Source organism: Lacticaseibacillus saniviri JCM 17471 = DSM 24301 (genome assembly GCF_001311785.1).
GTDB lineage: Bacteria > Bacillota > Bacilli > Lactobacillales > Lactobacillaceae > Lacticaseibacillus > Lacticaseibacillus saniviri.
The window spans coordinates 1-21,351 of record NZ_BBBX01000022.1 but is presented as its reverse complement, the minus strand read 5'-3'; the positions used below and the strand labels follow the sequence as shown (position 1 = coordinate 21,351).

The 21,351-nt window shown below is 48.6% G+C and carries 19 protein-coding genes and 6 pseudogenes; 10 read left to right on the top strand and 15 right to left on the bottom strand.

Features of this window, described 5'->3' with window-relative positions:
• Positions 1–7 precede the first annotated feature (7 nt).
• Complete coding sequence (locus tag JCM17471_RS14210) at positions 8–151, bottom strand: hypothetical protein (protein ID WP_156321692.1); 144 nt, start codon at positions 149–151, stop codon at positions 8–10.
• Positions 124–540: a hypothetical protein gene (locus tag JCM17471_RS10975; protein ID WP_054777926.1), complete on the bottom strand. Its 417-nt coding sequence runs from the start codon at positions 538–540 to the stop codon at positions 124–126. Before JCM17471_RS10975 ends, JCM17471_RS14210 begins: the two co-directional genes overlap by 28 nt.
• A 336-nt stretch (positions 541–876) precedes the next feature.
• Between JCM17471_RS10975 and JCM17471_RS10970 the strand changes: the two are divergent.
• Positions 877–1,586, top strand: a pseudogene (locus JCM17471_RS10970) (TerC family protein).
• Positions 1,587–1,728: 142 nt separating this feature from the next.
• Here JCM17471_RS10970 and JCM17471_RS10965 read toward each other — a convergent pair.
• A pseudogene (locus tag JCM17471_RS10965) lies at positions 1,729–2,993 on the bottom strand (APC family permease).
• Positions 2,994–3,337: 344 nt separating this feature from the next.
• Between JCM17471_RS10965 and JCM17471_RS16245 the strand changes: the two are divergent.
• The 3 genes and pseudogenes from JCM17471_RS16245 (at position 3,338) to JCM17471_RS10930 (ending at position 7,689) form a co-directional block, all read left to right on the top strand.
• Positions 3,338–6,112: pseudogene (locus tag JCM17471_RS16245) on the top strand (cation-translocating P-type ATPase).
• 128 nt (positions 6,113–6,240) lie between these two features.
• A complete protein-coding gene (locus tag JCM17471_RS10935) occupies positions 6,241–6,759 on the top strand; it encodes a TetR family transcriptional regulator (RefSeq protein WP_054777920.1) in 519 nt (172 codons plus the stop codon).
• Between the two features lie 90 nt (positions 6,760–6,849).
• On the top strand, positions 6,850–7,689 hold the full coding sequence (locus tag JCM17471_RS10930) for an alpha/beta hydrolase (protein WP_054777919.1): 840 nt from the start codon (positions 6,850–6,852) through the stop codon (positions 7,687–7,689).
• Positions 7,690–7,808: 119 nt separating this feature from the next.
• On the opposite strand, the gene JCM17471_RS16655 is transcribed toward JCM17471_RS10930, so the two are convergent.
• From JCM17471_RS16655 to JCM17471_RS10905, 7 genes and pseudogenes are all read right to left on the bottom strand, one after another.
• Positions 7,809–8,354: an electron transfer flavoprotein subunit alpha/FixB family protein gene (locus tag JCM17471_RS16655; RefSeq protein WP_369395873.1), complete on the bottom strand. Its 546-nt coding sequence runs from the start codon at positions 8,352–8,354 to the stop codon at positions 7,809–7,811.
• Between the two features lie 4 nt (positions 8,355–8,358).
• Positions 8,359–8,778 (bottom strand): electron transfer flavoprotein subunit alpha/FixB family protein, encoded by a 420-nt coding sequence (locus tag JCM17471_RS16650; RefSeq protein WP_369395871.1) that lies wholly within the window; start codon positions 8,776–8,778, stop codon positions 8,359–8,361.
• A gap of 11 nt (positions 8,779–8,789) precedes the next feature.
• Positions 8,790–9,579 (bottom strand): annotated as a pseudogene (locus JCM17471_RS10920) (electron transfer flavoprotein subunit beta/FixA family protein).
• 27 nt (positions 9,580–9,606) lie between these two features.
• Positions 9,607–10,729 (bottom strand): annotated as a pseudogene (locus tag JCM17471_RS10915) (acyl-CoA dehydrogenase family protein).
• Between the two features lie 243 nt (positions 10,730–10,972).
• Positions 10,973–12,365 (bottom strand): annotated as a pseudogene (locus tag JCM17471_RS10910) (FAD-binding oxidoreductase).
• A 207-nt stretch (positions 12,366–12,572) separates the two neighbouring features.
• Positions 12,573–12,812, bottom strand: coding sequence for an oxidoreductase dimerization domain-containing protein (locus tag JCM17471_RS16645; protein ID WP_369395870.1), 240 nt, complete (start codon positions 12,810–12,812; stop codon positions 12,573–12,575).
• Positions 12,809–13,816: an NAD(P)/FAD-dependent oxidoreductase gene (locus JCM17471_RS10905; protein WP_369395869.1), complete on the bottom strand. Its 1,008-nt coding sequence runs from the start codon at positions 13,814–13,816 to the stop codon at positions 12,809–12,811. The genes JCM17471_RS16645 and JCM17471_RS10905 overlap by 4 nt, the downstream gene beginning before the upstream one ends.
• Positions 13,817–13,963: 147 nt before the next feature.
• On the opposite strand from JCM17471_RS10905, the gene JCM17471_RS10900 reads away from it, so the two are divergent.
• Both JCM17471_RS10900 and JCM17471_RS10895 read left to right on the top strand, forming a co-directional pair.
• Positions 13,964–14,554: a MarR family winged helix-turn-helix transcriptional regulator gene (locus JCM17471_RS10900; RefSeq protein ID WP_082395308.1), complete on the top strand. Its 591-nt coding sequence runs from the start codon at positions 13,964–13,966 to the stop codon at positions 14,552–14,554.
• Positions 14,554–14,856: a rhodanese-like domain-containing protein gene (locus JCM17471_RS10895; protein ID WP_082395313.1), complete on the top strand. Its 303-nt coding sequence runs from the start codon at positions 14,554–14,556 to the stop codon at positions 14,854–14,856. Before JCM17471_RS10900 ends, JCM17471_RS10895 begins: the two co-directional genes overlap by 1 nt.
• Before the next feature lie 73 nt (positions 14,857–14,929).
• Here the strand turns inward: JCM17471_RS10895 and JCM17471_RS10890 are convergent, their stop codons facing one another.
• The 4 genes from JCM17471_RS10890 to JCM17471_RS10880 are packed head-to-tail and all read right to left on the bottom strand — an operon-like array spanning position 14,930 to position 16,994.
• Positions 14,930–15,874, bottom strand: a complete 945-nt coding sequence (locus JCM17471_RS10890; protein WP_054777917.1) for an NADP-dependent oxidoreductase — start codon at positions 15,872–15,874, stop codon at positions 14,930–14,932.
• Between the two features lie 39 nt (positions 15,875–15,913).
• Positions 15,914–16,321, bottom strand: coding sequence for a MerR family transcriptional regulator (locus tag JCM17471_RS10885; RefSeq protein WP_054777916.1), 408 nt, complete (start codon positions 16,319–16,321; stop codon positions 15,914–15,916).
• Between the two features lie 23 nt (positions 16,322–16,344).
• Positions 16,345–16,503, bottom strand: a complete 159-nt coding sequence (locus tag JCM17471_RS15475; RefSeq protein ID WP_225354267.1) for a nitroreductase family protein — start codon at positions 16,501–16,503, stop codon at positions 16,345–16,347.
• A complete protein-coding gene (locus JCM17471_RS10880; RefSeq protein ID WP_225354266.1) occupies positions 16,500–16,994 on the bottom strand; it encodes a nitroreductase in 495 nt (164 codons plus the stop codon). The genes JCM17471_RS15475 and JCM17471_RS10880 overlap by 4 nt, the downstream gene beginning before the upstream one ends.
• Before the next feature lie 239 nt (positions 16,995–17,233).
• Here JCM17471_RS10880 and JCM17471_RS10875 point away from each other — a divergent pair, with 239 nt between their 5' ends.
• Positions 17,234–17,995: a (S)-acetoin forming diacetyl reductase gene (locus tag JCM17471_RS10875; RefSeq protein WP_263849491.1), complete on the top strand. Its 762-nt coding sequence runs from the start codon at positions 17,234–17,236 to the stop codon at positions 17,993–17,995.
• A gap of 71 nt (positions 17,996–18,066) precedes the next feature.
• Here JCM17471_RS10875 and JCM17471_RS10870 read toward each other — a convergent pair whose 3' ends face one another.
• The gene (locus tag JCM17471_RS10870) at positions 18,067–18,582 is read right to left on the bottom strand and encodes a TetR/AcrR family transcriptional regulator (protein ID WP_263849490.1); all 516 of its coding nucleotides are present in this window, start codon (positions 18,580–18,582) and stop codon (positions 18,067–18,069) included.
• A 285-nt stretch (positions 18,583–18,867) separates the two neighbouring features.
• Here JCM17471_RS10870 and JCM17471_RS10865 point away from each other — a divergent pair, with 285 nt between their 5' ends.
• The 3 genes from JCM17471_RS10865 to JCM17471_RS10855 all read left to right on the top strand — a co-directional run bounded on the left by JCM17471_RS10865 (position 18,868) and on the right by JCM17471_RS10855 (position 21,334).
• A complete protein-coding gene (locus tag JCM17471_RS10865; protein ID WP_054777913.1) occupies positions 18,868–19,776 on the top strand; it encodes an MDR/zinc-dependent alcohol dehydrogenase-like family protein in 909 nt (302 codons plus the stop codon).
• A gap of 15 nt (positions 19,777–19,791) precedes the next feature.
• Positions 19,792–20,376, top strand: coding sequence for an LbetaH domain-containing protein (locus JCM17471_RS10860; RefSeq protein WP_082395307.1), 585 nt, complete (start codon positions 19,792–19,794; stop codon positions 20,374–20,376).
• 172 nt (positions 20,377–20,548) lie between these two features.
• Complete coding sequence (locus tag JCM17471_RS10855) at positions 20,549–21,334, top strand: hypothetical protein (protein WP_054777912.1); 786 nt, start codon at positions 20,549–20,551, stop codon at positions 21,332–21,334.
• Positions 21,335–21,351: the final 17 nt, after the last annotated feature.

Here is a 21,351-nt window from a genome sequence, read left to right as displayed (position 1 = left end):
ATTAATTTTAATATTGTTGCATCAAGACAACTTGACCATCTGGTAATACGGCATAACTCGCCACAGTACTGCGACCGTTATCCTTGCCGATATCAACACGATAAGCCTGTTGTCCTTGAACGGTCACCATCTGAACGTACCCAAAGACCAATGGCCCACCAACTTGTTCTCCCAAGCAGTTTGTTGTGCCGCTTTGAGCACAGCGACTGCTTGATCACCATTAGTGACCTTCACCGTGTTTTGGCTTGAAGAACTGGCTTGTGCTGGTTGTGATGAACTGCTGCTAACAACTGATTCACTGCTTGAAGTGGCACTGGATTGTTGACTCTCAGAGCTACTTTCAGATGAAACGCTTGATTCACTACTACTTGTTGCACTCGATTTGCTACTCGAAGATGTTTTGGCCGGCTTCTTCACATGCTGGCTCGATGATGTGGCAGAACTGGAATCCTTGGCGGTACTTGAGGACTGACCACAGCCACTCAATATCACCAACAGTAATCCCGTGACTAATGCGAGATGCTTTTTACTGATATGCATATTTCTCCTCCATGGTTCGAATTCTAGGACATCCGTTATTCATTCTATACCTATTTGACCACGCTCAAAATTTCATTTTTATTACAAAATCAGATTTGTCGAATCTACTTCACCAAACTCTGCCTGTTTTATATAAGTTAAAAAGTGAAAAACACTCTTTACTATTATCAAACGATTATAGGCAGTCATCCAAAAGCGATATAAAAAGTGTGGCCGGCATCACAATTTCGTCTAAAAAGCACCTGTAATAATTTTGCCAACTTTTCTGAAAATTGATCGTGATATCCTTTATAATGTAGGAAATACGGAAAGAAGGTCCCGAAAGTTAATACACTAATCAACCTATATGCGCCATTCTTTGAAGCCGCGGACTGGCACGAGGCTCTCTTCACTGGGTCCGGTCTCGTGACGGTGGCGACACTTGCGATTATGGAGTGTCTCCTGTCCGTCGATAACGCCGTCGTCTTAGCGGCTCAAACTGCCACCCTGAATGATCCTAAAAAGAAAAGAGTGCATTAATGTGGGGGCTCTGGGGCTCCTACATCTTCCGCTTCATCGCCATCGGCTTAGGCAGTTTCTTGATCAAGTTCTGGCTGGTGAAAGCTGTCGGTGCCGCCTATCTGCTCTACATGGCGATTCATTTCTTCTATGAACAGCATCAACCCAAAGCCCAGAGCACAACCACACCCGACAAACCACGTTCATTTTGGGGAACCGTCGCTGCCATCGTTCTGTTAGATATGGTGTTCTCCATCGACTCCATTCTAACGGCACTCGCTATCGATGATAATCCGGTTATCGTGTTGTTGGGTGGGATGATTGGCATTCTGGCCATGCGTTTTGTCGCCCAGATGATGATCGTCTTAATCGCCAAAATTCCCGAATTGCTTTATATGGCCTATATTCTGATTGCCTTCATCGCAATCAAGCTGGGATTGAGCTTACCGGCAATCGGCATTGAAATCTCCAACACCTTATTCAGCATCTTTGTTTTGGTCGCCTTTGCGGCAACATTTGGGTTGCATTACTGGCGCCAACGAAAATAAAAATAATCAGCTGTGACAAAGGGCGCTATGCGAATGAGGATTAACACCCTTTGGCACACGATTAATCTATTTGTTCGGAAATTGAAACAGGGGCTGTGACAAAACTACGTTTTGTCACAGCCCCTTTATTTTAATGATCATGTTACGCGCGCTGATGCTTCGCGTGGTACAAATAGACGGGCACACCGAGTGCGGTGAGCACAATCCCAATGATGGCCAACAGTGGTTGCGTCATCAATGTGACCACCAGAATGAAGATACCGCCGATCAAGGCAATGGCTGGAATAATAGGATAACCGGGCACGCGGTATGGCCGCATTAATTCTGGTTCTCTTTTGCGCAGGATGAAAACAGCGATAAAGAGTAAGACGGAAAAACCCCACATCACAAACACCAACATGTCTGTCAAAAGATCGAAACTACCCAGCAGCATCATGATGAGCGCAATCCCAAACTGCACCGCACCGGCAAAATATGGCACGGAGGTATGTGGTGATAGGCGCTTGAAGAGATGACTGAATGGCAGCGCATCTTCTTCGGCCATCGCAAATGGCACGCGCATCCCGGTCATCGTGTAACCATTGATGGCACCATACACCGAAATCAAAATCCCGATTGTGACGAGTTTGCCACCCAGATCACCAAAGATTCGTAATGCCGCATCCGCTGCCGCATTCAGGTTGCCCGATAAGGCGCTGATTGGTAAGGTGCGCACGAAAACCAAATTGATTAACACATAGATTAATGTGATAGCGATCAGGCCACCACCAATCGCGAGTGGCAGATCACGCTTGGGATTCTTCATCTCACCAGCGATAGCACCGACACCGAGCCAACCATCATAAGCAAACATGGTCGCCACTAACCCTGCTGATAAGGCAGAGAGGAAACTGGTTTGGTGCGTTGAGGTGAGTGCTGTCCACGCAAATTGACATGGGCAGGTGCCAGTAACCCAACAATCACAATCAGCGCAATGGGAATCAATTTGAAAATGAGTGAAACGGATTGCACACGTGCACCAACGCGGGCACCCAAGAAGTTGAGGCCGGTAATACTAGCGCCTGCCACAATAGCAACGGGCAAAATTGCGCTATTCGACCAGTGCAACAAGGCCACCCACTGCGTGCCAAAGATAATCGAGAGCGCCGCAATATTGGCCGGGAAATAAACAATCATTTGCGCCCAACCCAGTAAGAAGGCCGGTAACTTTCCATACGTGTATTCGATATACTTGACGGCGCCACCGGTCACCGGAATGGCCGCGGCCAGTTCGGTGACGGTCAATCCCGCCGCTAACGTCAGCAGGCCACCCAATACCCAAACCAATAACGTTAAACTCGCAGACTGTGTTGCGGCGACGACTGTGGCGACTTTGAAGAAAACCCCGCCCCCAATAACAGTCCCCATGACGGTTGCGATTGCCGCAAACAAGCCGATTTCTTTTTCAAATGGCTTTGTTTCTGTTCCATAACTGCTACCTGTACTTTCGTCTAAATGTGTTCGTTCTATTCTAACAAATTCAGTTTCAGAAAACAGCTATTTATTCGACACGCATTAACACGTGTGATGCGAGTTGCTTGACCGTCTATAACATTTTAGGTATGCTAATAATAGGAATTAAATAACAGGATCTTTTGAGCGATGATTTCAACAACGCTTCCCCAATCGGAAACGCTCGAGAAGTTGTCGCTCTTTTTTCCAATATTGCTACGATACGAGTCACGCGCACCAGATCATTAAGGGGGTCTTTGATGCAACAACCATATCGCACACACAAAGCTGAGGTATTGAAATCACTCGATACCGACCGACAGACTGGGCTCACACAGACAGTCGCAGAGGCACGCCAGACGGAATACGGGCCCAATCAAATGCAACGGGGCGAACAGACCCCAGCATGGAAAATGTTGCTCAAAACATTCACCGAACCGCTCGTCATTATTCTGTTTGTCGCGGCCGGTCTCGCCTTGCTCAACGCCGGCTATGATTTCTTTAACACGGGCGATGTTGAACATGGCCGCGCCGCCATTTATGAAGCAGTTGCCATTATTGCGCTGATTCTTTTGACGCCGGTATCGCCTTTTTCCAGGCACGCAGCACGCAAAAGTCACTCGAAGCACTCGAAAGCATGACTGAGCGTACCGCAAACGTCATGCGGGACCAGGATTGGGAAGAAGTGCCTGCCGCCCAACTGGTACCCGGGGACATCATCTGCGTCAACACCGGTGACTTCATTGAAGCCGATGTGCGTTTCTTGAGTGTCTCTGAATTACAAGTCAATGAAGCACATTTGACCGGTGAAGCAGAACCGATTAATAAACAGACACATGCGCTCGATGAAGACGTGCCACTTGGCGATCGCACCAACATGGGTTACTCGGGCTCGATGGTGACCCATGGGAATGCTATCGCGGTTGTCACTGGAACCGGTATGGATACCGAACTCGGTCACATCGCAACACTGCTCGATCAAGTTCCTGATCAACGCACACCGATCGAACGCGCCGTTGCCCGCTTGACCAAAGTCTTGATGCGCATTGCCATCAGCTTGGTCTTCTTCACACTCGCGGTTGAACTGATCAAACCTACGTTGAAAATGGCGGTATCTCATTTGATGCCTTCATTAACTCACTGTCACCATCGATTGCCATCGCGGTTGCCGCCATTCCTGACGCACTGCCGGTCGTGTTATCGATCGTGCTGACTATTGGGGCAGCCACCCTCGCCAAGAATCGTGGCTTGGTCAAAACGTTAAACAGTGTTGAAACACTGGGCGCCACCAATTTTATCGCTTCAGATAAAACTGGAACGTTGACCAAAAATCAAATGACGGTCACGCGTTTTTTACGCCAACGGTGCCACCTTCAGCGTTGAAGGGAGCGGGTACGCGCCTGCCGGAGACATCTCTCCCGTCGACGATAACGATACACCCGACTATACCGGCTTCGTGCGCAGCGCCGTCTTGAACAATGAGGCCAGCGTCCACCAAGATGAACAAGGCCACTATGTCCCATACGGGAATCCAACCGATGTTTCCTTGACGGTCTTGGGTCACAAAGCAGAATTCGACCGCGATCAGCTGCAAAACAATGGCTATGAAATCATCCGTGTCCTGCCGTTCGATAGCACACGTAAGCTGATGTCCGTTGTTATCCACAGCGAAGATGGGTATCAAGTGGCTGACCAAGGGTGCACCGCGTGGTGTTGCGCGTCACCGACAATGTTTTGGACCACGATCAATTCGTACCGTTGGCTGAGAAGAAAGACGAAATCGAAGCCAAAATTCTCGAGTTCGCTGAACAAGCGCTGCGGACACTGGCCGTCACATGCCGTACCATTGATGAGGACTTGGCACAAAACGGGTCAATGGAAGAGCTCGAGCAGCAGCTGACTTTACTCGGCATCGCCGGCATTATCGATCCACCGCGTCCTGAAGTCAAACAGAGTGTTGCCACCCTGCGGCACGCCGGAATTGCGGTCATTATGATTACCGGGGATCACGCCGCAACCGCAAAGGCCATTGCCCTACGCCTCGGAATCATCCAAGATAACGATGCTGAAGTCATCGATGGCCCAATGTTAGACCAAATGAGTGACGCCCAATTGCGCGATCACGTGCTCACCACCCGCGTTACGCCCGAGTCTCACCTGAGCACAAGCAACGTATCGTTCAGGCGTTACAAGCGCACAAGGCCGTTGTCGCGATGACCGGCGATGGTATCAACGACGCACCTGCGTTACGCGCCGCCGATATTGGGATTGCAATGGGAATCAATGGGACCGCCGTGACCAAAGATGCTGCGGATTTGATTCTGTTGGATGACAAGTTCACAACCATCACCAACTCTGTCGAAGCGGGGCGCACCATTTTTGGTAACATCCGCAACTTCATGCGCCAGGAGCTGATTACCAATGTGGCTGAAGTCTTGACCTTGTTATTCGGAGCCATCTTTATCCTGAGTGATATCGGTAAAGTGCCTTCTACCGCGCCGATTCTCAGTGCGCTGATGGTATTGTGGGTCAACATGATCTCCGACTCACTGCCGAGTTTCGCGCTGGGGTATGACAAGCCGGAAGCCGACCTCATGCAACAACCACCGCGCGATGTGCACGAGAGCATTCTCAAGGGCATGGTCGGTCGTATCGCCTTACGCGGGATTGTCATGGCGGCCGTGGTGTTTGCCTCCTTCTTATGGGCCGCAAACGCCGGCTACACCCTACCGATGGCACAAACCGTTGCCTTCTTGACGCTGGTATTCGGTCAGCTCTGGCATGCCTTTGATGCCCGCAGCAACAAGACTATTTTCCACCGCAATCCGTTTGATAACGGTCGCTTGCTTCTCGCGGTCGGATTTGCAGCGACAAGCTCCATCCTGGTGACGATGATTCCATTCTTCAACACCGTGATGGGAACCGCACCACTGCCACCAATCTGCTACTTGTACGTGATCTTCTTCCCTGCCATTCCAACCTTTGTGATTTCAGGGATTAAGGCACTCTGGTTGCGCAGTAAAGGCGCTGCCTAGCAATCAAAAAACGGTCTAAAAATTCGAAATACCCCCTAACTGTCAAACGGTATCGTTTAACAGTTGGGGGGTATTTTTATGAAAATTTACCGTATACTGACATTAAAACCATGAAAGGACGTCGGCACATGCCTCACTCAGCAACGACCAGTTTAATTCGATTCAAAACCGCCTTTGCGGCACTACTACTGACCCGACCACTCGATCAGATTACGGTGCAAGATATTGTCCGAAAAGCTGACGTGAATCGCTCGACATTCTATCGCCACTTTCTGGATATCAACGACTTCTTGGATTGGTTAGCAGACACCATGCTCAGCGAAATCACGCAACAGTTTCCCCAACCACAGGCCGCCGTGCTAGATTTCACCCAGTTCTATCAGTACGCAACCGACAACCGAATCTTATTGCAAGCTTTTCTTGGCAGCAGACGCTGGACGGATTTTGTCACTGCGCTACAAGAAACGGTCGCCAAGCGCTACACCAGTTTGTTGAATCAGCAAACCTCAGATATGCCGCCTGCGGTTCAAGCGGCCTTTCTCATCGGTGGCCACATTGCACTGTTCAATTGGTGGATGCAACAAGACCAACCACCTCGACCTGCACAAATGGCGATTTACCATAAAGCGCTCAGCAGGCCACGTTAAGATGCAACACATTTCGCCAGATATGTTGTTCCTTTGTAGCTCCTGAGCCGCTATCATTGTCCTTATCAAATCAAAAGGACGTGAACATTCATGCAAGTACAAACACCAGATCATTCACAACTCAACGTCACTCGCGTGGGTGAGGGACCCGTTTTAATCCTCATTCCAGGCGCTAACGGGACAGGTGATATCTTCACCCAAACCGCCGCCATTTTAAAAGCACACTTTACCGTCATTACCTACGACCGGCGTGGCTATGGTCAGACCGTTGTCGCCAATCCCCTACCCGCCGAAGCCAAGCAACCGGACAGTGATTATCGCATCAATGCCGATGTCGATGATATTTTCACATTAGCTGACACCTTCAGTCCCAATCAACCGGTTAACATCATGGGCTCTTCTTCTGGTTCGATTGTGGCGGCAAAAGCCTTTGAACGTCAACCTGATCGCTTTGCCAAGGTCGCGATTCATGAAAGCCCACTGACAACGGTGCTTGATGATGATGGTGAAACCAAAAAGATGTCTGGAGCGCTGGTACAAGAAGCACTCAATGGCCATTTTGAAGCCATTTCGGATCTATTCGTGAATACCATGCACATCCAACCACTTGATGCCCAGATGATGGGCCTTGCTGCCGATTCCAAACCCGATCCTGCTAAGATGCAGGCCATGCGCTTTTGGCTCGAATATGAATCCGCACAATACACAGGCCAGGTCATCGATTGGCACATCTTTGCCCAGCATCGTGACCAAGTTATCCTGCTCAATGGGACAGATTCCGTTGGCTTTTTGCCGCAAACAGTCAATCAAGCCATCGGCAAAGAAATCGGTGTTCCCATCACATCGATTCCTGGGGGTCATTTAGGCTATGCCCAAAAACCTGAGGGCTTTGCCCAGGCACTGACTAATGCACTTCTGAGACACGTTTAATTTTGAATAGGTTGTACGAATAAGGCGTTGTGACAAACCATCAGGTTTTGTCACAACGCCTTTAATGTGTAATTGTCTATTATCGAATCGCTTCTAAACAGGTGAAATAATGCTGTTGTTTACACCTGAACTGCCTTCTTGAGTGCTTGCATGAACTGCTTTGCATCCCCTGTGAAAGTGTAATCGGATTGGGCCATAATGGGTGCTTGATTATCGCGATTCACTGAAACAATTAAATGACTATTACTCATACCGATTTGGTACTGAACAGACCCGCTAATGCCGACATTCAAAATGAAATCTGGGTTGACTGTTGTACCACTCTGTCCAATTTGTTGTTCAACGGTGAAATCAGGTCGATCTGTCAGCGGTCGTGATACACCCACTGCAGCACCTAGTCGCGTCGCAATAAGCCGCGCTTCAGCAACCAACTCATCATCATTAGCACCACGGCCCAATGCCACAATCTTGCTAGCCGTGGCAATGCTGTTGGCCGCAGATACCTTTGGTGTTGTTGCTGTAATCGTAATATCCTTAGCAGCTGAAATATCCAAGGTCACTGTCTCAATCGTTGGTGTAGCGCCTTCAACCTTGACTGCTGCAAACGTGTTGGGGCGAACTGAGGCCATTTGTGGGCGATGATCAGGACATGTGATTTCACACATCACATTATCCCCCATAAGATGGCTTTACCTGCACCAAAAGGTCCTGCTCATAGTAAAGATCCAAACAATCTGCAGTTAATCCTGTCTGAAGCTTTGCCTGCAGTCGGGGTGCAACAGAACGTCCTAGTGGCGTAGCGCCAAACAAAACTGTATTAGGTATGTATTGGTCAATCAGCTCAAATAACCCTGTAGCAAACACGCTATCTGCAGCGTTTTCGAAGACGGCATCACGAACCACAATGATTTCGTCTGGGCCATATTCGGCGATACTATCTTCCAAATGTTCTTTCAGGCTTTCTAGCAAAACTACTGCTACCGGTTGATTGGCAATCGCTCTAGCCTTAGTGATCAATTGCAGGGTCACGGGTGCAATCCGCTCACCCTCTCGTTCGGCAAAAATCCAAACTGCTTCTTTGCTTATCATGTGTTTCCCCCCTAAATTAATCCATTGGCTTGCAAAATCTTGAGCAATTCACTTGCTGCACGATCGGGATCTTCAGGCAATGCAACTGCCTGACGATTAACCGGCTCTGGTGCATAAATCTTCCGGACAATAGTTGGTGAACCCGCTTGTCCAATCCGCTGTTGATCGAGCACCAAATCCTTTTCATTCCATGTGGTCAGTGGCTTCTTGAAACTGTTTTGAATGTTAATTGGTGTCTCATAACGTGGTTGATTGAGCTCACCGCGGACAGTGGCCACGGCGGGCAAAGTCAGTTCAACGGTCTGTAATGCTTGATCCAAATCACGAATCACAGTGACGTGTTGGGCATCACTTGACGCAATTTTAGTCACAAAAGTTGCTTGTGGTAGCGTCAACTCCTCAGCCACAATCGGCCCTACCTGGCCCGTATCGGCATCCACCGCTTGGCGACCAAATAAAATCAAATCAACCGCGCCAATTTTTTTGAATAGCCTGTGCCAATATATAACCCGTAGCCAGGGTGTCAGAACCCGCAAAAGCCCGTGATGATAGCAGATAGGCCTCATCAGCCCCCATAGCGAGGCCATCACGTAAGGTTTCGACCGTACTATCTGGTCCCATTGAAAGTAGAATCACGTCGCCGCCATTTGCTTCACGCAAATCGAGGGCAGCCTCAATCGCATTTTGATCAAAAGGATTCATTCGGCCGGCCACATTAGTCCGGACCAAGTTATGGGTATGGGGATCAAACTTCACATTATTATTATCCGGAACTTGCTTAATACATACGACAATCTTCATCAAAATCCTCCTCGTTCGGCCGTTAAATCACGCTTTTCCTAACTCGGCTAACGCAATTGCACTTTCCATCTTTTCTACTGTACCTTCGGCAATTTCGAGCGCCCGCGCATCAGCAATCAAGTGTGCTAGTGGGTATTCACGACTGTACCCATAACCACCGTAAATCTGAAGTGCATCGTCACCGGCTGCGACCGCTGTTCTCGATCCGTAAGCCTTAGTCATCGTTGCAGCTTCACTATACGGTTGCTGAGTGGCTTTCAAATAAGCAGCTCGTTCATATAATAATTGGGTTGTGTCGCGACTCATGGCAATATTTGCCAGTTTGTGTTGAATGATTTGTAACTGACCAATCGGCACATCTAGCGCTTTGCGTTCCTTCGCATAAGTCACAGAAAGGTTGAGTGCATGTGTCATAATGCCACTTAAAACGGCGCCCATCAGAATCCGGGCATCATCGTGTGCCGAGTCCCCTAGCATTGGTCCGTCACCAACCTTGCCCAGTAGATTATCTGCAGGGACATAAACATCGGTCAGCACAATTTCGCCAACTGGTGTCCCCCGTAAGCCAATAAAATCTTCTTGCTTCCCAAATTGAAATCCGGGCATGTCCTTATCAACGACAAAAACTGACAATTCATCCGGCGCGGTCTTAGCCAAGACAGCGTAGACTTCTGCCAAACCACCATTTGTGATCATCACCTTGTTGCCGTTTAACAACCAGCCATCACCTTGACGCACAGCTGTTGTCTGAATTCCCATCGGATTTGAGCCACCACTTGCTTCAGTCATCGAAAAGGCAAAAATTCGCTCACCTGCCGTTGGAAAATACTTTGCTTTAAGTGCGGATGTCCCGTACTTAAGAAATTGATCCAGCGTTTTGAAGTGTCCTTCAAGCGTCACAGCAACACTTGCATTCCCTTGAGCAATACGTTCAATGACTGCAGCCGTGATTTCAGGACCAAACCCGGCACCACCAAATTCTTCAGGTAACATCATTGTCAAAAACCAGTATTCACTAATTTATCAAAGAGACCTGCAGGCAATTTACCCTCATGGTCAATTTGCAAATCAATGGTGCAATTTCATTGTCCGTAAAATCATTTGTCATGCGCAAGAGCATTTGTTCAGGTTGGGTCCATTTACGATTCATCTCAACACCTCATTTGTGAATAATTACGCTTTCATTAAATCATTCGTGTTATGTTGTGTCAATTTTATTTTAATTTGCTAATTCGCTCCTGTATTTCGCTAAACTGTTTATTTTCGCGGTGACTCAATTACGCCTGTGTGTTTCTCATGTGATGTTCACAGGCATAATTCTCAGTTGTATAAAGCGGATGTACCACAAAAAAGAGGCTCGGCGTTTCGTCGATGCCTCTATTTTTACCTATACTTAGTTAATCTTGCGCTTTGGATTCAGGATATTCATGGGGTCAAACACAGCCTTGATTTGATGTTGCAACATATCGACATCTTCGCCCAATTCCTCGTTGTTCCATTGATTCTTGAGCACACCAACCGCGTGTTCACCCGAAATGGTGCCACCCAATTCCAATGTCTTGCGGAACATGCGTTGCAGTCCCAGTTGTACATTTTCTGGAATATCAGGTTGATCTTCTGGCCAGATAATCGTTGGGTGCACATTACCATCACCCGCGTGTCCAGCTGTATAGATTTCTAGGTTCAAATCAGCGGCAACCTGCTTGATGTAATCCATCAATTCAGCCAATTTGGACAGCGGCACCGCCATGTCTTCCATGACGTGTTGGCCGTTGGCAAAGATGGCTGGCAGCATATCCCGCCGCAACTGCATGATGGTCTCTGATTCATCGGCATCCGTGGTCAGCTGCAAGTTTTGTGCGCCGTACTTATTGAGGATGTCCTCGATCACTTTGAGCGCTGCATCCGTGCTGCTATCCAGTTTCAAAATGAGCATGGCGCCACTATTTTGTGCATAGTGTGTCTTCTCGTAGCGATCCAGCGCTTCAACGGTATCCGCATCCAGCGCCTCGAGCATAGTTGGATAGGTCCCCGACGCCCGAATTTCATTGACCGCTTGAGCCAATGTCGACATGTCCTTGAAGAAGGCCATACCGGTAATCGCGTCGCCCAGTGGAATTGGGAACAAGCGCACCGTGATTTCGGTGATGATGCCGAGCGTTCCTTCTGAGCCGACAAACAGCTGAGTGAGGTTGTAGCCGAATGCTTGTTTCAATGACTGTGAGCCCACTTTAATTTCGCGGCCATCCGCTAACACAACCTTTAAGCCCAGAATCGAATCCTTGGTGGCACCATAGCGAACGGTACTCATCCCACCAGCGTTTGTCGCGGCATTACCGCCAATCGATGAAATCTTTTTGGAACCGGGATCTGGGGCATAAAACATGCCTTGCTTCCGGGCTTCGGTATCCAGTGTCTGATTGATGACACCGGGTTCAACCACGGCCAGTTGATCTGCGACATCAATTGTCTTGATATGATTCATGGACGCGGTCGACAAATAAACTATTCGCGATGGCATCAGAGCCTGACACCGTACTGGTGGCTGTAGTTTGCGGCACCACCGGAATATGGAACTTACGTGCTGTCTTGAGCACACCCTGAATATCAGCAACACTGGTGGCCTTGATAAACGCCAGTGGTAACCCGGTCGCCGTATTGACCCCGTAGGCATCATTTTCGTGTTTTTGCAGATCAGCGAGATCGGTCAACACCTTGTCTGGTGCAACATTCTGCTTCAGGTCCGCCAAAATTTCATCGTTCGAATAAGCAACAAAAGTAGCCATACGATACACCCCTTTTTCCGTCGGTTAGGCGGTGTGATTGTTTTCACTTTCATTGTAGTCGTTTAGCCATGAAATGCGAGCGATTGCCTTCATTGCACTTTTTTTATAGCTGACGTTCGAGTGCCTGTGCCGCCAATTGAACCGCATCCCAAGGTGACCCTACAACAGGGGAGTAGGTTAGGTCCAAATCGCTGAATTCCGCAACAGTCATGTGATGATAGATGGCCGTCGCAAAATATCGGTGCGTTTGGCAACTTCACTTGTCGCTTGCCCCATCAATTGGGCACCGAGCAACTGACCTGATTGTCGATCTGCAATCAGGCGAATTGTGATTTGGTGTGCATTTGGGTAATACGCCTTATGATCATCAACGTATGATGTGCTCACAACGGGGTCAAATCCTGCTGTTCGCGCTTCGGCTTCTGTCAGGCCTGTCCGCGCCGTCACCAAACCAAAACCGTCACCACTTGCGATCCAAGAACGCCTTGAAAAACAGCTGATCGACCAAGCATAGTCGCACCGGCAATGCGGCCCTGTTTATGTGCCGTTGTGCCTAATGGCAAATAGGTATTACCCAGCAGGCGATGCTTTGTCAGCACCAAGTCCCCCGCTGCATAAATATCTGGCAACGATGTCCGCATCGCATCATCCACCTTCACGGCACGGGTGGCCGCATCCAGTTGCGCCCCCGCTTGTGCCAATAGTTGACTGTTGGGAACAACGCCAATGACGACCAAAATCAGATCAGCATGAATTGTTTCATCAGCGGATGTTGTCACCATGTAACCTTTCTTCGCTGACTTAATTTCAGTGACAGTCTGATCAGTCAGAACAGCCACGCCATGTGCACTCAAAACATGGTGCACCTCTTGGCCCATAGCTGAATCGACCGTCGACAATACTTCTTGGCCGCGTTGAATCATGGTCACTGCAATCCCGCGCTTTATCAGTGCTTCTGTCACTTCCAATCCGACATAGCCGGCCCCAACAATCGCAACACGCTCCGGCTTATTTGTTGTCAGCAGATCCTCAATCGCAAAGAAATCCGCCATGGTCCGCAGAACATGTGTCGCTGCAGTTGGTGCCGTGACTCCCAGCGACTTGGGACGTGCGCCCGTTGCCACTAATAATTTCTGATACGCGAATACTTGGCTGCCATCTGAATTGTGTGCTAGTACTTGATGCGCCTCTGAATCAATCTTATCCGCCACAGTATTGGAATGAAAGGCAATGTGATAGGCTTCCAAATCACTGCGCGTGCGATGCGCCAAATGATGCCAATCGGTCACTTCACCACTCAATGCATAGGGGATGCCACAGATTGAAAAATTAGGAAAATCGTCGCTTAGCAGCAAAGTGATGCTGACCTGATCATCGAGTTCACGTGCTCTTAACGCTGCTGAAATTCCGGCATCACTACCGCCAATAATGAGTAAGTCTGTTGTTATCATATGTTCATCTACTCCCCCAGTTTAATAGCTTCAGTTTACGCAATTACACAACCAAGAACAACAGAAAAAATTAATGTTGACTCGTGTTACCCATAGGTGTAGATTTAATTAGCCGGCTAACTACTTTTTGAACGGGGGGGAATATTCTTGGAAGATTTCAGCTTTGCGGATCGGCCCGATAAAGAGCGACTCACACTGTCTCTAGGAGGAAACACCACCATTAATCCTGAGACGGCATCACTCTACATCGACTTGCAGTGGACGTATCTGGAAATGCAAAAGCAATATGAAGCTGTTCTGTCACAATTTGAGCTCTCTGAATCTCGATTCTTGATTATGATGTTTCTCAGTCACGCGCCTAACTGGTCACTAACCCCATCAGAAATCGCAGATAAACTCGGTGCGACTCGGGCCACGGCTAGTAAATTACTGAAGGCACTCGAACAAAAGCAATGGGTCGTTAAAACCACCTCGCCCACTGACAAACGGTCATCCTTGGTGCAACTCACCGAGGCGGGCAACCAAGTGCTGACAACCTTTCTGCCACACAATTTTGATGTCATTGCCCAAATGATGCATTACCTGACCCCTGAAGATATCCAACAATTTACGATCCTCTTAGACAAGTTAAAGCACGGTACACAAGCCGTAAAAATGAAATGGAGCAGCCACATGGAAACTAAAAAATCGAATTTCTCGAAACTTATCTCAGTCTCTACATTGACCACCAAACCGTGATGGCAGAAATGGATAAACCCGACTCAGCTTATGTGATTCTGGATGTCCGCAATGCCCCCGCACAAATCAAGCAAGACCAGATTAAGGGCGCGATTGCTTTACCTGCCAAGGACTTGGCACAACAACTCGATACCCTCGACAAAGACAAAACCTATGTCGTATACGACTGGACAGCCGGCACCACACTGGGCAAGATGGCACTATTTATCTTATTATCAGCTGGCTTCAAAGCATTCGAACTCTCCAGCGCGCTTGAAGGCTGGAAGGGCATGCACTTACCAACAGAACCTGTTGCACAATAACCCCACAAAAATAACCTGTGACATCACCTTTTGGGGTGTCACAGGTTATTTTTGTGGTTTTTAGAAAATCTCGCTAGTCTTCGACGTGAATCACGATTTTACCCGTCACGTGGTGGCCTTCAATTTCTTTGTGGGCCTCAATCACGTCAGCAGCAGAGAAAGGCTTGGTGGCCATGGTTAATTTGATTTTGCCATCCAGAACATAGTTAGCTAGCGTTGTCAGATCAGCCGGTGTGCCGTTAGTGAACTGGAACATCACTTGTTGTTGCAAGTGGTTCTGTTGCTCAGGTGTGGGTTGAGCGGCAACCGTCACTAACTTGCCGTCAGCCTTCAAGACCTTCAACCCCGTGTCGATATCGCCAACGGTATCAAAGACAGCATCATAGTCCTTGAGAATATCAGCAGGTGAGGTCTTGTGATAATCAATCACTTCATCCACACCCAGAGACTGCAACAATTCGGAATGCGATGGACTCGCTGTGGTTGCGACATATGCGCCACGGGCCTTAGCAATCTGAACGGCGAACAAGCCAACACCACCAGCACCGCCTTGAACCAAAACCTTTTGACCCGGTTGCACATTGAGATTCGTCACAATGGCGCAGTAAGCTGTTAAGCCGGCGATTGGTAAGGCAGCAGCTTGATCAAATGATAATCCTTCTGGCATAGGCGCAATCAAATCAGATGTGACAACGACTTCTTCACTGTAGGCGCCGTTGTTACCAGGACGCGTTGTGGGTGCTTGGCCAAAGACACGATCACCAACCTTGTAGTCTGTCACATCTGAACCAACTTCTGCCACGACACCGGCAAAATCATAGCCTAAGACAATTGGGAAAGACCATTGATCATTAAATGGTGAACTCAAGTAGCCTGCGCGACCCGCAATATCCATCGGGTTGATACTGAAGGCGTGTGTTTCAACCTTAATTTCATCAGACTTAACGGTTAATGCGGGTAGGTCCATTTCAGTTAATTCGTTAGCAGCACCAAATTGTTTAATTGCGATTGCTTTCATGTTGTATAACCTCTTTCGTTTTTGAGTGTTTTCCGACGACTACAAGTGGTAGGTCTCCCATAATTTTTCGACTTCGATATCTTTGCGATTCCGCTGATCCATCCGTTCATCGAACGTATCGACCTTGTACTGAAGCAAATCGCGGGTCCGCTCAATCTCTTTCAGTTTGAGATTAAGCCGATCGAGTTGCTCCTGCAGCAATTCTTTTTGTGCTGCCAGTGGATTGTCTGAAACCTGCTCCAAAGCGGCGTATTCAACCAATGATTCAATCGATAGGCCTGCGTTGCGCAATACCTTGGCCACAAACAAGCGATTGATATCACCGACCTGATAGTCGCGATAACCGTTCTTATCACGCTGAACCGGTGGCACAACGCCGATGCGCTCGTAATAACGAATCGTATCAATCGTCAAATCCAACGTGTCAGCAACTGTTTTAATGTTCATCTTGCCATCTCCTTTGCCACGCGTTAATCGGCAATTGTCAAAATCTGATCGACCGGAACGCGATCTGTGCGGAACTGATTCAAGGTTTTCTCTGGCTTCTCATAGCCAAGCGCGACTCCCATCGCCACAAACTTCTTGTTGGGCAAGCCAATCGCTTCACGAATGATGTCAGGGTACTTCACCAATCATAGGAAGCGAGGGATTGCACGCCACGGCCTGTTGCGGCCAGCATCAACGTCTCCGAAAAAGCACCCAGATCATAGATTGACCAACTGTTGGGGCTTTGATCAAGCAGGAGATAGGCAATGGCTGGTGCCCGGTACAGGTGACCACGACTGTCCCAGTAGGTGGTTGGGTCCGATTCAATAATTGGGTGGAAGGTACCGACCCAGTGACCCATATTCTGGTTAGCAAAGGCAGAGAAATCACCGCGATGGACCTTAGAGAGATCCGCGTTCTCAGTGAGTCCGGTTTGAGTGGCATCCGCAAATCCCTGCTTAATCCGTTCCAATGTTGCACCGGTTGCAATCGCCACTTGCCACGACTGTGAGTTGCCCCATGACGGTGTTTGTTGCGCATCACGAACAATGTCTGTCAGCGTTTCAACCGGCACCGGGGTATCTTTAAAGGCACGCGTTGAATGCCGTGCATGAATCGCTTCAATAATTTCCAAAATAGTTAGCTCCTCATTCGTTCATTTCGTTTTGAATATATAGAGCATATACCCTTGAGTGCACTCCAGAGCAAGCTTTTGTGTGACTTTTTTCTAGCATCAGAACAAGTGAGATTTCGCGCTTTATCACAAAATCACAGTGCCTCATCCAAATAAATAACACGTGGGAGCGAATGCTTTACTTCCAATTGCGGAAGCGGTATCATTTGCGCAAATAGAGGAGGCGCAATGATGACAAAGTGGCAATGGTTACCGGTGGGGCACAAGGAATCGGTAAAGCAATCGTAACAAGACTGGCAAAAGATGGTTTCGCGGTGGGTGTCGCGGATCTCAAGTTAGATAATGCAAAGAAAGTTGCGGATACGATTAACGCGGGCGGTGGCCAGGCATTAGCAGTTGAGGTGGATGTGGCTGACCGGGACAGTGTTTTTGACGCTGTACGAAAAGTTGCCGATGAATTTGACGGTTTCGATGTTTTGATCAACAATGCAGGCCTCGGCCCCACAACCCCGATTGACACGATTACGCTCGAACAATTCGATACCGTCTATCACGTCAATGTCGGTGGTGTGCTGTGGGGGATTCAAGCGGCCCACGAACAGTTCAAGAAGTTCAATCACGGCGGCAAGATCATTAACGCGACCTCACAAGCAGGTGTTGTTGGTAATCCAAACCTAGCACTGTATAGTGGCACCAAGTTTGCTGTGCGTGGCATCACACAAGTCGCAGCACGTGACTTGGCTGCTGAAAATATTACCGTTAACGCTTTTGCTCCCGGCATCGTTGATACACCGATGATGCGTAATATTGCGCATGAAGTCGGCCAAAACGCAGGTAAGGACGATGACTGGGGCATGCAGACCTTCGCCAAAGATATTGCCCTCGGACGTTTGTCTCAACCATCAGACGTTGCTAATGCCGTTGCCTTTCTGGCTGGTCCAGACTCCGACTATATGACGGGGCAAACACTCGAAGTCGACGGTGGGATGCAATTCCATTAAGCACATGCCATCAATGTAAAATGCCACCAGAATCAGCCGATTCTGGTGGCATTTTTTGTGTTCACTTCGTCTCATTCGCCCTGTTGCGCCATAATCGCTGGCAGCACAATCGTGTCCACCATGGTTTCAATGAACATTGGTGTCACTGGCTGTTGATCGACCATAGCTTGATACAACATCTGATCAAACGGTAGTAGTTTGATATTGTCGGTCACCGTGTGTTTGATTTCACCCGCCAACTGCGCCTCACTCAGCATCCGTTCCATGATGTAGAGCTGCTGTTTGTGTAGCTGATCAAAATATCGGTGCACAACCGGATTATTTTGCCCTAGCTCAATCAATAGCGCGCGCAGGAAGGGCTGTGAGCCATCAAAATGCGACAGGCTACTGATCAGATTGTCACGTAAGCTATGGCCCGCAAAGTCCAAGTCGTCAAACGTAGCGATTTCTTCGTCATCAAAGTAATCCTGCGCATCCAGCAGAAGTTCAAACACCGACTGCCAGTGTCGATACAAGACCGCGCGACTGGTTCCCGCACGCTGGGCAACATTATTGAAGGTGACCTGCTCATAGCCATCTGTGTTCAAAATCGCAATGGCGGCCGCAAAATATTGGCATTCAATTCTTTGGCTGTCTTACGTGGTGCACGTTTTGATGTTGGCATCTGTCTCGCTCCTTATGAAGTCTCGTTCCGATTAGTGTAACACACAGCGTCAAAAGCGCCACTATTATAAATACACTTTGTATATAAAATATAACAATGTGTTGACTTAAGCTAATTTGCGTGTATAGTACGCAGTGTATTCAGCAATCGCCGGTGCAGTGTCGACCTGCCTGCACGCGATATTTCATCGATAATTAAGGAGCACATCATGCAAACTGTCTTACAAACTAATTTTAACGGGATCGATGGCCTCGAACTGACCCAAATCGACAAGCCCACGCTCACCGCAAATGGCGTCATAGTCGAGATGGATCTCGTTCCCATCTCACCCACCGACATCAAACGTGAATCCAATCCCAACGCCACGCAAGAAGCGCTGGCACAACTCCCACGCACCATCGGCTACAGCGGCACTGGAACGGTTGTCGCAGTCGGTGAGAATCGGGATCAAGCCCTGCGCAATCGTCGCGTGCTGGTCATGCACCCCACCGGCAGTTACAGCGACTATCTCGTCTCTGAGAACCCCGATTGGCTCTTTCCACTCCCCGATGCGGTCGACAACAAAAGCGCCACAACGCTCACCGCAACGCCGTATGTTCTACTAGATGCAATCATGAACGCGACTGCGCATGGCACAGATAACATCGTCATCACGGGGGCCAATTCGGTAATCGGCCAATACCTCTTGCAGCTTCTCGCCCATGAGGCTGATTTCAAAGCCAAGGTCTGGCCCATTGTCTCGCCATCGAGTGCAACTTACTTTGAACAACAATTCCCCAATCAGGCGCACAACACCTCAACCACCTTGCCACAACTGAACCGGGCCGTGATTGTCGACATCGCTGGCAGCACTGCACTCATCGAGGCCTTGCTGACTCATATCGCACAACCCACAATTGTATCCATCGCACTGATGCACTATCAGACCACGGTGCCATTCCAATTCGTTCACGAAGAATTCAATGCTGAACAATATCGGGCCTTGATTCAACAACTTGCCACCAAGCAATTGACCGCCCCAGTCGGTCGTATTTTTCCCGTCACTGAAATCAAACACGCGCAACACTTCGTCCAAGAAACACACAGTCGTGGACGCGTCCTGGTTTCATTTCATTAATGGAGGTTTTCTCTTATGCCAGACTTCAAAACACTACTTCAAATCACCTGTTTCTCTACCGATACCGCGGCACAACGCTTAGCCGCAGAGCAATTGCAGAGTCATTACAACTTCGAAATCAATTGTCTGCACCTCGATCCCAGCGTCCAGTTCGCACACAACGGCAAGGGCTGCACGATTGCTGCGTCAATGATTAGCGAAGGTGTTGTGATTTTTCAAAACGTCACCATCGGCGCGAATCAAACCTACAACCACACCAGTCATGAATGGGAACATCTCGGTAACCCCGTGATTGGCAAGAACGTGATTATCGCGGATGGCGCCAAGGTTGTTGGCCCCATCATCATCGGTGACAACACGCTCATCGGCACGGGTGCCATCATCACCAAAGATATCCCCGCCAATAGCATTGCCTATGGCGTCAACAAGTTTAAGCCCCGCGATCCCAACTACTCACCCGTCTTCTACAAAGACATGCCGCACGCACCCGAAATCATCGCTGCCTGCGAAGATGTCGTCGCGCGTATCAAAGGCAATAAGAAGATCTTCTGTACACGTCTAGCCAGCATGACTCGTAACAATAAAAAAGCTTCTATTTGATAAAAGCAGTCTTCCTTCTTCTACAGGAGGTTGACTGCTTTTTGATTGTCGGCATAACACGCGCCAATTCAGCGTAATAACGATGATTATTAATACAAATAATGATAGAATAAGCATGCTTACATATTGTAATATTATCAACATAAATTCTTTGGATCAGGAGTGTTCAATTATGAAAATCACGACACATGTCTTGCTCACAGCGGGTATTCTGCTCACGAGTATCGGTTTGGCGGGCTGCCAAATGGGTAACAGCAGCCAATCTTCACAATCAAGTGCCCCAGCCGCCGCTTCGGCCAAGTCTAGCTCAGAACCAGCGAAACTCGCCGAATACAACGGTATTATCAAAACCGCTCGCAGCCTCAACCAAGATGGCCAATACAAGGCATCAAACAAGGCCTTGAACCAGATCGACATTACCGACCTCAGCGAGAAAGCCTATGCCACCATCAAGACAGAGTACTTCGATCTTCAAAAGAGTAATGACCAATTCCTCTTGAAGAAAAATGCAGCCTCAAGCAGCAGTGCGGCAGCCAAGAGCAACAATGGCAGTAGCAAACAAGCTGCTGCACCAGCGCCAACCACCAACAATTCCTTTAGTGGCTATGGCAAATACACCGGACACTACTTCTTCTACAACACGAATGATGACCGCATCCAAAGCGGCCTCAACATCTCTAGTGATGGCTCTGTGATCCAAAACAATTCGGATGGCACAACCTTCAGCGGAACGGCCTACATCCAACCTTCTTCACAAGGTGGTATTCTCTCGTATGATGTTTCTTCCGATTCCAACGACACCAAGACGATTACCGCAAACGTGGCCATTGTCGTCACATGGAGTAATGGTGAAAAGGAAACCTACTACGGCTATACTGGTTACGATGGCAGTACCGTATTAACAGACGGCCAGCCCTACGATGGCGATCTCGTCAACGAAGTTTGGCAAAAGTTCTAATCAGGCAGTGAACAAAA

Coding starts and splice junctions, on each gene's coding strand:
- JCM17471_RS16655 (WP_369395873.1), bottom strand. CDS start 8,354: ATGTGTGAAATCACATGTCCTGATCATCGCCCACAAATGGCCTCAGTT.
- JCM17471_RS10865 (WP_054777913.1), top strand. CDS start 18,868: ATGCAAACTGTCTTACAAACTAATTTTAACGGGATCGATGGCCTCGAA.
- JCM17471_RS10975 (WP_054777926.1), bottom strand. CDS start 540: ATGCATATCAGTAAAAAGCATCTCGCATTAGTCACGGGATTACTGTTG.
- JCM17471_RS10890 (WP_054777917.1), bottom strand. CDS start 15,874: ATGAAAGCAATCGCAATTAAACAATTTGGTGCTGCTAACGAATTAACT.
- JCM17471_RS10930 (WP_054777919.1), top strand. CDS start 6,850: ATGCAAGTACAAACACCAGATCATTCACAACTCAACGTCACTCGCGTG.
- JCM17471_RS10855 (WP_054777912.1), top strand. CDS start 20,549: ATGAAAATCACGACACATGTCTTGCTCACAGCGGGTATTCTGCTCACG.
- JCM17471_RS10885 (WP_054777916.1), bottom strand. CDS start 16,321: ATGAACATTAAAACAGTTGCTGACACGTTGGATTTGACGATTGATACG.
- JCM17471_RS10935 (WP_054777920.1), top strand. CDS start 6,241: ATGCCTCACTCAGCAACGACCAGTTTAATTCGATTCAAAACCGCCTTT.
- JCM17471_RS10860 (WP_082395307.1), top strand. CDS start 19,792: ATGCCAGACTTCAAAACACTACTTCAAATCACCTGTTTCTCTACCGAT.
- JCM17471_RS10905 (WP_369395869.1), bottom strand. CDS start 13,816: ATGATAACAACAGACTTACTCATTATTGGCGGTAGTGATGCCGGAATT.
- JCM17471_RS16650 (WP_369395871.1), bottom strand. CDS start 8,778: ATGATAAGCAAAGAAGCAGTTTGGATTTTTGCCGAACGAGAGGGTGAG.
- JCM17471_RS10895 (WP_082395313.1), top strand. CDS start 14,554: ATGGCAGAAATGGATAAACCCGACTCAGCTTATGTGATTCTGGATGTC.